At 62.2% G+C, this 9,839-nt stretch carries 10 protein-coding genes; 8 read left to right on the top strand and 2 right to left on the bottom strand.

Features of this window, described 5'->3' with window-relative positions; translation table 11 throughout:
- From VJV58_RS17880 to VJV58_RS17865, 4 genes are all read left to right on the top strand, one after another.
- The coding region (locus VJV58_RS17880) for an ATP-binding cassette domain-containing protein (RefSeq protein ID WP_324138695.1) at positions 1–583 on the top strand (583 nt) is incomplete at its 5' end.
- Positions 584–601: 18 nt separating this feature from the next.
- A complete protein-coding gene (locus tag VJV58_RS17875; protein ID WP_324138694.1) occupies positions 602–1,429 on the top strand; it encodes an extracellular solute-binding protein in 828 nt (275 codons plus the stop codon).
- 38 nt (positions 1,430–1,467) lie between these two features.
- Complete coding sequence (locus VJV58_RS17870; protein ID WP_324138693.1) at positions 1,468–2,589, top strand: molybdopterin-binding protein; 1,122 nt, start codon at positions 1,468–1,470, stop codon at positions 2,587–2,589.
- A gap of 12 nt (positions 2,590–2,601) precedes the next feature.
- Positions 2,602–4,551 carry a molybdopterin biosynthesis protein gene (locus tag VJV58_RS17865; protein ID WP_324138692.1) on the top strand — a complete coding sequence of 650 codons (1,950 nt, stop codon included), beginning with the start codon at positions 2,602–2,604 and terminating at the stop codon, positions 4,549–4,551.
- On the opposite strand, the gene mobA is transcribed toward VJV58_RS17865, so the two are convergent.
- Together mobA and VJV58_RS17855 are read right to left on the bottom strand one after the other, a co-directional pair.
- Positions 4,538–5,203 carry a molybdenum cofactor guanylyltransferase MobA gene (gene mobA, locus VJV58_RS17860; protein WP_414641523.1) on the bottom strand — a complete coding sequence of 222 codons (666 nt, stop codon included), beginning with the start codon at positions 5,201–5,203 and terminating at the stop codon, positions 4,538–4,540. The genes VJV58_RS17865 and mobA overlap by 14 nt on opposite strands.
- Positions 5,184–6,074, bottom strand: coding sequence for a formate dehydrogenase accessory sulfurtransferase FdhD (locus VJV58_RS17855; protein WP_324138690.1), 891 nt, complete (start codon positions 6,072–6,074; stop codon positions 5,184–5,186). Before VJV58_RS17855 ends, mobA begins: the two co-directional genes overlap by 20 nt.
- 92 nt (positions 6,075–6,166) lie before the next feature.
- On the opposite strand from VJV58_RS17855, the gene mobB reads away from it, so the two are divergent.
- The 4 genes from mobB to VJV58_RS17835 all read left to right on the top strand — a co-directional run.
- Positions 6,167–6,694, top strand: a complete 528-nt coding sequence (mobB, locus tag VJV58_RS17850; protein ID WP_324138689.1) for a molybdopterin-guanine dinucleotide biosynthesis protein B — start codon at positions 6,167–6,169, stop codon at positions 6,692–6,694.
- Between the two features lie 6 nt (positions 6,695–6,700).
- Positions 6,701–7,957, top strand: coding sequence for a gephyrin-like molybdotransferase Glp (gene glp / locus VJV58_RS17845; RefSeq protein ID WP_324138688.1), 1,257 nt, complete (start codon positions 6,701–6,703; stop codon positions 7,955–7,957).
- A gap of 59 nt (positions 7,958–8,016) precedes the next feature.
- On the top strand, positions 8,017–8,250 hold the full coding sequence (locus tag VJV58_RS17840; protein WP_324138696.1) for a sulfurtransferase TusA family protein: 234 nt from the start codon (positions 8,017–8,019) through the stop codon (positions 8,248–8,250).
- A 407-nt stretch (positions 8,251–8,657) separates the two neighbouring features.
- The coding region (locus tag VJV58_RS17835) for an OFA family MFS transporter (protein ID WP_324138687.1) at positions 8,658–9,839 on the top strand (1,182 nt) is incomplete at its 3' end.

The following is a 9,839-nucleotide window of genomic DNA, read 5'->3' as shown; positions in this document are numbered from 1 at the left end:
CAAGACCAGGCTGCTGCGGCTCTGCATGGGACTGGATAGGCCGACCGCGGGACAGATCAGTTGGGGCGGCCGCGCCGATAGTCCAATGGCGCGTCGTGCAATCCTGTTTCAACGTCCGGTGATGCTGCGTAGGACGACTGCAGCCAATATCGCCTATGCATTAGCGCGGGCGGGCATTCCTCGCACCCAGCGCGCGGAGCGCGTTGCCGCGTTGCTGGAGCGGGTCGGACTTTCCGATCTGGCGCAGCGACCGGCGCGGCGGCTTTCGGGCGGTGAACAGCAGCGGCTGGCGCTCGCGCGCGCCTTGGCTCGCGATCCCCAGATTCTTCTGCTCGACGAGCCGACCGCCAACCTTGATCCGGCCGCGACGCGTGGCGTGGAGCAGATCGTGCAAAGCGCGGCGGAATCCGGGATCAAGATCGTCATGGCCTCGCATGATCTCGGACAGGTGCGCCGGCTTGCGAGCGACGTGATTTTCATGGTGCGGGGCGCCATATGCGAGCAGGGCAAAGCCGGCGATTTTCTCGATCACCCCACGACTGAAGAGGCCGCCGCGTTCGTGCGCGGCGATCTCGTCATCTGATTTATAGAGGGAGAACTCATGTCATTCCGTTTGGCGTCGCTTGCATTGGCGTTTTCAATAACCGCCCTGGTCAGTGTTGCCTCCGCTGAGGAGCGCTCGATCGTGGTGGCCTCGACCACGTCGACCCAGGACTCCGGGCTGTTCGGCTATCTGTTGCCGATCTTCAAGGCCAAAACTGGCATCGAGGTAAAGGTGATTGCGCAAGGCACCGGGCAGGCGCTTGATACCGCAAGGCGCGGTGACGCCGATGTCGTCTTTGTGCATGCCAAGGCGCAGGAGGAAAAATTCCTCGCCGAAGGCTTCGGCGTAAAGCGCTTCGACGTCATGTACAATGATTTTGTGCTGATCGGGCCGAACAGCGATCCCGCCGGCGTCAAAGGCAAGGACATCGAGACCGCGCTGAAAACAATTCAGGCGAAAGGCGCGCCGTTCGTATCGCGCGGCGACAGGTCAGGAACGCATTCCGCCGAACTCGCGTTGTGGCGACAGGCCGGTATCGACATCGCCGCCAGCAAGGGGCCCTGGTATCGCGAGATCGGGCAGGGCATGGGCGCGGCGCTCAACACCGCCGCCGCCATGAACGGCTACGTCCTCTCCGACCGCGGCACCTGGTTGTCGTTCAAGAACCGCGGCGATCTCGACATCCTCGTGCAGGGTGACAAGCGGTTGTTCAATCAATATGGCGTCATGCTGGTGAACCCCGCAAAACATCCCACCGTGAAGCAGAAACTTGGGCAGGCCTTCGTCGACTGGATCATCTCGCCCGAAGGCCAGGCCGCCATTGCGGGCTACAAGATCGATGGCAAGCAGCTGTTCTTTCCTGACGCGGAGAAGAAGGGGTCCTGACCCAGATTGCCAACCAAGCCGTGGTCCATTATCGCAGGATGATCCAAACCCAGCGCCTGCCGGCCTCGCTAACTCCGCTCGATGCAGCGCTTCGAGCGTTACTGCATGGGCTCGAACCGGTCGCACCGGCCGAGGTTCCGCTTGCGGAAGCATTGGGCTGCGTTGTCGCGGAAATGCCTCCGCTCAAGCCGCACCCGCCGCGCGACACGGCGGAGAGCGATGGCTGGGCGTTGCGCGCGCACGATCTGATCGGCGCGTCCTCCTATTCGCCGTTGCCGTTGCCGATATCGCCGGTTTGGGTCGAAGCCGGCGATCCGTTGCCCGAGGGCTGCGACTGCGTTCTCGATGCCGATTTGCTGGACCAGACGAGTCCGCTGGTTCAAGCGTTGGGAGAGGCGACACCGGGACAGGGCGTTCGTCGCGCCGCCGGTGACATAGATGGCGCAGGCGCCGTCATCGCGGCGGCACGACGCGTTCGTCCGCTCGATCTATTGATCGCGCGCACTGCGGGCTTGCAGAAGCTGAACGTGCGGCGACCCCGGCTGCGCCTCGTCAATATCCCGCCGCGCTCGGGCGAGCCGATTACCGCACGCCTGATTGCGGACACTGCGCGCGCGGCCGGCGCTGATGTCTGCTATATCGAAGCAGCTGGACGCGACGCAGCAAGCATCGGAGCGGTTATTGACGCCGGTGCATGCGACCTGCTGATCACAATTGGCGGCAGCGGCGTGGGGCGCAGCGATGCGGCCATTACGGCGCTGACCGCAAGCGGAGCGATCCTCAACCATGGTATCGCGCTGCAGCCGGGCCGAACCGCCGCCGCGGGCAGGATTGGAAAGGTGCCGGTGATAGCCTTGCCCGGCGCGCCCGATCAGGCACTCTCGGCTTGGTGGACGCTGGCGCTCCCTACGTTGGACGCGTTGTCCGGGCGGTTGCCGCGAGAGCAGCAAGCCCTACCGCTGCTGCGCAAGATTGCCTCGAGCGTCGGTATAACCGAACTCGCTTTGCTTGAAAAAGCCGGACAGGGATGGATGCCGTTTGCGGTGGGCGGCATGTCGCTCGAAGCTATGGCTCGCGCTGACGCGTGGCTGGCCATACAAGCCGCGTCCGAAGGCTTTGCTGCAGGCGCGGTGGTTGGTGCCTATATGCTGCGAGAGTGATATGGCTCCGGCATGACGAACACGCCTTTGTTCAGGGATAGCGGCAATCTCGATCAGGACCAGTTCCTGAGTATCCTGACGCGCGAAGAAGCACTCGAACGCTTTGAGGCGGCGTTATTTCCACGCGCGATCGCAAGCGAGCGGAAAGCGCTTTGCGAAGCGCTTGGCCGCGCATTGGCGGAAGACATCGTGGCGTCGATCGACGTGCCGCCGTTCGACCGTTCCAACGTCGACGGTTTCGCGGTGCGATCCGCGGATCTCGTGGCCGCCAATGAAGCCAGACCGGTTCGGATCAGGCTGAACGACGAAATCATCGCCTGCGGCACTGCGCCAAGAAAGCCCGTGCTCTCGGGAACGGCAACTTCGATCGCTACGGGCGGTCCGTTGCCCCGCGGCGCCGACGCCGTGGTGATGATCGAACACACGCAACCTGTCGGAAATCACGCGATCGAAATCCGACGCGCCGCTTCGCCGGGACAATTCGTCTCCTATGCCGGTTCGGATATCGCGCGCGGCGAGGGATTATTGCGCGCGGGCACCGTGATCGGCTCGCGAGAGATCGGAATGTGCGCGGCCTGTGGCATGGCCGAGGTTTCCGTCGTGCGGCGTCCGCGAGTTGGCGTGATCTCGACTGGGGATGAACTGGTGCAGCCGGGCAACAAACTTCGGCCGGCGGAAATCTACGACAGCAATGGCGCGATCGTAACATCCGCGATCAAGGAGAACGGCGGCGAAGCCATCTTTCTCGGCGCCGTTGCCGACGATGAGCAAAAACTCGAAGCCGCGATGCGCGGCGCGCTCCAATCCTGCGAGATGCTGATTTTGTCAGGCGGCACTTCAAAGGGCGCGGGCGATGTCTCCCACCGCATCATCTCGCGGCTTGGAAAGCCCGGCATCATCGCGCATGGCGTCGCGCTCAAACCCGGCAAGCCGCTGTGCCTTGCGGTCTGCGACGGCAAGCCGATCGTGATACTGCCGGGCTTTCCTACCTCGGCGATGTTCACGTTCCATGACATGATCGTGCCGGTGCTGCGGCGGATGGCCGGCCTGCCACCGCGCTCCGATTCCAAAGTCGTGGCCAAAATCCCGGTGCGGATCGCGTCCGAGCTTGGACGCACTGAATTCGTGATGGTCTCGCTGGTCGAAGGTGCGGACGGACTGATTGCTTATCCGTCGGGCAAGGGCTCCGGCGCCATCACATCGTTCGCCCAGGCCGATGGATTTCTGCGGATCGATGCGTTGGCCGATCAGATGTCGGCCGGAGCCGAAGTCGAGGTGACGCTGTTCACGCCGCATGTGCGGGTGCCGGATCTGGTGATTGTCGGCAGTCACTGCACCGGCCTCGGTCTGGCTACCGCGCCGCTGGCGCGCTCAGGCTTTTCCGTCCGCGCGATCGCGGTGGGCAGTCTCGGCGGTCTGGCGGCGGCGAAGCGCGGCGAATGCGATTTGGCGCCGATCCATTTGTTTGACCCCACCACCCGGACCTACAACGCGCCCTTTCTTGACGATGGACTTGAACTCGTGCCCGGGTGGCGGCGAATGCAAGGTATCGTGTTTCGCCAAGGCGATCCACGTTTCGAAGGCTTGAACGCGGACGCAGCCGTGCGCGCGGCGCTGGCCGATTCGACCTGCATCATGGTCAATCGCAATCAGGGCGCCGGCACCCGCATCCTGATCGATGGCCTGCTCGGCGACACGCGGCCCGATGGTTACTGGAACCAGCCGAAGTCACACAACGCTGTCGCCGCCGCAATCGCGCAGCAGCGCGCCGACTGGGGCGTGACCATTGCACCGGTCGCGCGAGATGCCGGCCTCGGCTTCATTCCGCTCGCGGAAGAGCATTATGACTTCGCCCTGGTGAAGGCCCGGAAGACTCGACCCGCAGTACAGGCGTTTCTGCAGGCATTGGCCTCGAAAGAAATGCGCGCGGCGCTGGAGCGAGCGGGATTCAGGAAAGCCTAGCTGCTGAAGCATTAGCCTCGGCGTCCAGAGTCGCCAGTCGCTCCGCTTCCGCGATATCGTCGAGGGTATTGGCGTTAAAGAACGGGTCGAGCGGCTCGATGGGCCACGACACGGTGGCGAGCTTGTAACGCGCCGTCCATCGATCGATCTTCCTTATGTCTTCGACCACGAGCGCGTGACGAAGCTCCTCACGCAGCCCCACGCTCCACAATCCGATTACCGGATGCGACTGTCCGCCGGACGCTGCGACTGCCAGTTGCGCGTCCTGTTGCGCGCGCGCGCGGTGCAGGCGCTCTACCAGATCGCGCGGCAGGAACGGACAGTCGGCGGCGGCGCTCAACATCCATGAGACATCCGGGCGATGATCGGCCAACCAGTCGAGCCCGGCGAGAATGCCTGCGAGCGGTCCCGGAAAATTCTTGATGCCATCGGCGATCACCGGCAAGCCAAAACTGGCAAAGCGGGTCGCGTCACCGTTGGCGTTGAGAACGAGCCCGTCGCATTGCGGCTTCAACCGCGCGATCACACGATCGAGAATGGTGCGCCCGGCGATCTGGCGCATCGGCTTGTCGCCGCCACCCATCCGCCGGGCCAGCCCGCCCGCAAGCAGCAGGCCGGGAATAGCCGGCGTTTCAGCTGTCACTGTCGGCACCCTTGCGCTGGTGGCGTGCGGATTCCTCTTCGACAAAAGCGAGGTTCTGGTCGTAGACGATGCGATCCTGACCTGAAAGCGCGATGAAGCGTTTTCCCCGCGCGCGGCCGACCAGCGTCAGTCCGACCTGCCGCGCCAGGTCCACGCCCCAGGCCGTAAAGCCTGAGCGCGACACCAGGATCGGAATTCCCATCCGCACCGTCTTGATCACCATTTCGGAGGTCAGTCGCCCCGTCGTGTAAAGGATCTTGTCGCCGGTCTCGACGCCGTGGCGATAGATCCAACCGGCAATCTTGTCGACTGCGTTGTGACGACCGACGTCTTCGGTGTAGCAGAGCGGCGTGCCCTCTTTGCACAGCACGCAGCCATGAATCGCCCCGGCCTCAAGATAGAGCGAGGGCATTGTGTTGATCGTGCGCGTCATCTGGTACAGCCAGGAAGTGCGCAGCACGGACTTCGGCAGAGTGACGTTTTCCACCGCGTCCAGCAGATCGCCGAACGCGGTGCCCTGCGCGCAGCCCGACGTCTGCGTGCGCTTCTTCAATTTCTGTTCGAAATTGGTGTGGTGTTCGGTGCGCACCACCACGACCTGCAGGTCGTCGTCATATTCGACCTCGGTGATGACGTCGTCATATTTCAGCATGTTCTGATTGAGCAGATAGCCGAGCGCGAGATATTCCGGATAATCGCCGATCGTCATCACGGTGACGATCTCCTGCGCATTCAGGTAAAGCGTCAGCGGCCGCTCCACTGGAACGCTGATCTTGACTGCGGCGCCGGTCTGATCGGTCCCGGAGACGGCTTCAGTCAGCCGCGGATCGTGCGGATCCGGAAGGATCAAGGGGACGGGCGCTTTATCGATCTTCATCATAATTCGCAGCTAGCATGACATCTTCATCATCCCGATATAAAGCACCCCATGGCAAAACCTAGCCCCGATACGGCATCGATCCGGAGAATTAGATGAAGGTGATCGGGCTAGCCGGCTGGAGCGGCGCCGGCAAAACCACGCTGCTTTCGCGCGTGATCCCGCATCTGCTGAAATCCGGGCTGCGGGTTTCCGCAATCAAGCACGCCCATCACAGTTTCGAAGTCGACGTTCCGGGCAAGGACTCTTGGGTGCATCGTCAGTCGGGCGCCACCGAGGTGCTGGTGTCTTCCGCGAGACGATGGGCACTGGTGCATGAGTTGCGCGAAACCCCCGAGCCGCGGCTGCCGGAGTTACTCAAGAAGCTGTCGGCGGTCGATCTTGTGGTGGTCGAAGGCTTCAAGTCGGAGCCGCATCGAAAGATCGAGATTTATCGAGCCGCCAATGGCAAACCGCTGTTGTTCCCAGACGACCCCGAGATATCGGGCATCGCGAGCGATACGCCGGTTCAAACCACGTTGCCGACAGCCCATCTCGATGACATTCCCGCCATCGCCGCTATGATGCAAAGTTCGGCGATATCCGTTGAAGACCTGCTGGCGCGAAGCGCCAGCCAAACCTGAGAGAAGATGGCGCAACTATCCGACGATTGCTTTGCCTTCGGCGGTCCGATGATGTCGGTCGATGAAGCCGTTGCTATCATCGCCGCTCGGGTCGCGCCGGTGCGCGAAGTCGAGACGGTCGAGATTGCGCAGGCGGACGGCCGCATTCTCGCATCTGGCGTTTCGGCTCCCTTGCCGCTGCCGCCTTTCACCAATTCGGCGGTCGACGGCTACGCTGTTAGGAGCCGGGATCTTCCCCGCAAGCACGAAGCGGCTTTTGTCGTAAGGGGGCGGGTTGTGGCTGGGGCGTCCGCCGCCGAAGCTATCGAGCCGGGGCACGCCGTGCGCATTTTCACCGGTGCGCCGATGCCCGAGGGAGCCGACACGGTGTTCATGCAGGAGGACGTGCGGCTCGATGATGAGGGAAAGGTTGTTCTTCCGGAAGGACTGAGGACCGGCGCCAATGTTCGCGCAGCCGGTGAAGATATCTCCGTCGGCTCTGCCGCGCTGCCAGCCGGCCAGCGCTTGCGGCCGCAAGACGTCGCGCTCGCGGCAGCGCTGGGCCTGACGCATCTTGAAGTGCGCAGACGCGTCCGGGTTGCGGTATTTTCGACCGGCGACGAGTTGGTCTCCCCAGGAGCTTCGCGCGCGGCCGCTCAATTATATGATTCGAACCGGTTCATGCTGATAGCCATGCTTCGCCGGTTGGGCTGTGAGGTGAGTGATCTTGGTATCATCCGCGACGATCGTGATGCGCTGGCGCACGGCCTGAAAAAGGTTGCGGGTGCGCACGACCTGATCCTGACGACCGGCGGCGTTTCGACCGGCGAAGAGGACCACGTGAAAAGCGCCGTAGAAAAAGCAGGCAAGTTGGTGCTGTGGCGGATGGCGATCAAGCCAGGCCGTCCGGTCGCAATGGGAATCATCGCCGGTACGCCATTAATTGGATTGCCGGGAAATCCGGTCGCAAGTTTTGTCACCTTCGTGCATGTGGTGCGCCCGACCGTGCTCGCGCTCGCGGGCGCCGCACAACAGCGGCTGATTGCGATGCCGGTTCGCGCGGCTTTCAGCTACACGAAGAAAATCTCACGGCGTGAATATGTCCGGGTCACGCTTCACAGGGCTGACGATGGTGCGCTGGAAGCGACCAAGTTTCCGCGGGAAGGGGCGGGGCTATTGTCGTCGCTAGTGGAGACCGACGGCTTGGTCGAACTCGGCGAGGAGATCACCCAGGTTGAACCCGGCCAGAGCGTCGGCTTCATCGGTTATGCAAGCCTGATGTGAGACGCGCCGGCGCCCGGACATCGTTGACGCCGTGGGTGAGCTTCGCCAAGTATGGGCGGATGGCGACCAGGACAAAACTCGACCTCACCGGACTGAAATGTCCACTACCGGCATTGAAGACTCGCAAGGCGCTAAAGGGCCTCAAACCCGGTGACGTTCTGGAAGTCCTTTGCACCGATCCACTGTCGGTGATCGACATCCCGAATTTGATTCAGGAAACCGGCGACAAAGTTGATATCGCCCGGCAGGCCGAACGGCAGATCGTGTTCGTGATCGAAAAACAAACGGGCTGACCTGCAAGCCGGGGTTCGATCTTCCTCGGCGCGGACGGCGGTGTATCGAACTGTTAACGCTTTCCGTGGAACGTCTTGGAAACCCCTGTTGATCGCTACCTTTGGCGTATCGACATTGCTTGCCGCTTCTGCCCCAATCCGCATCTCTGCGGGGAGAGGATGGATTCGCCGGGCGGGACACACGTTGATCGTGGCTCGGCAATTCAAACACCGCGGACTGGGCATCTCGCCAATTGGCATAACCGGTCGCCTCAGGTGTTGAAATTGCGAACGCGCTTTTTCGATCCTGGCGCGTGTCGCGATTGTGCGGAGCAGCAAGCTGGGAACTGGCGCGCTGTGGCTGAGAGAAAAGGGATCGCGGATCGCAGACATGCCCGGCACGGGCGGCTGTAGGGAGGACTTAATTGATGGGCGTCTTATCGTTTCTTGATCGGGATCACACGATCGCCGAGCCGGGCTATAGCCGGTGGATGGTGCCGCCGGCGGCTTTATGCGTGCATCTGTGCATCGGTCAGGCCTATGCATTCAGCGTGTTCAATTTACCGATGACGAAGCTCGTCGGCATCACCCAATCGGCACCGGACGATTGGAAACTCACCGACCTCGGTTGGATCTTCTCGATCGCTATTTTCTTTTTGGGTGTGTCTTCCGCCGTATTCGGCCGCTGGGTCGAGGAAGGCGGACCGCGCCGCGCAATGTTTACCGCCGCGTGCTGCTGGGCGGGCGGCTTTTTCTTGTCCGCGATCGGCGTTTACACTCACATGCTTTGGCTCATTTACCTTGGCTATGGAGTCCTCGGCGGCATCGCGCTCGGCATCGGTTATATCTCGCCGGTCTCGACCCTGATCAAGTGGTTCCCGGATCGCCCCGGCATGGCGACCGGCATGGCGATCATGGGTTTCGGCGGCGGGGCTTTTATCGCTTCACCGCTGTCGGTTTGGCTGATGAGCAAGTTCAGCACCTCGACGCATGTCGGCGTAGCTGAAACCTTCATCGTGCTCGGGGTCGTCTATTTCTTCTTCATGATCGTGGGCTCGATTATCGTGCGGATACCCGCCCCCGGCTGGAGACCGCAGGGCTATGTCGCGCCGACGCAATCGCAGGGACTGATCACGAGAAACGACGTCTTTGTGTATGATGCGCTGAAGACGCCGCAGTTCTGGCTGATCTGGTGGATACTCTGCCTGAATGTGACCGCCGGCATCGGCGTGCTCGGACAGGCTTCCGCCATGAGCCAGGAAATGTTCCCTGGTCACATTACGCCCGTGGCGGCTGCCGGGTTTGTCGGCCTCATGAGCCTGTTCAACATGGGCGGCCGTTTCGTCTGGGCGTCCACATCGGACTATATCGGTCGGCGCAACACTTATTTCGTGTTCATGGTGCTCGGCTTCTTCCTGTACTGTGCCGTCCCCTATACGGGATCGATCGGAAGCGTGGTCGGGTTCGTTTGCGCCTTCCTGGTGATCATCAGCATGTATGGCGGTGGCTTCTCCACCGTGCCGGCCTATCTTCGCGATATGTTCGGCACACGCTATGTCGGCGCCATTCACGGATTGTTGCTGACGGCGTGGTCGATGGCCGGCATCTTC

The sequence above is a fragment of the Bradyrhizobium sp. genome (genome assembly GCF_035273305.1).
In the GTDB taxonomy this organism is placed as follows: domain Bacteria; phylum Pseudomonadota; class Alphaproteobacteria; order Rhizobiales; family Xanthobacteraceae; genus Bradyrhizobium.
This window is presented reverse-complemented; position numbering and strand designations above follow the sequence as displayed.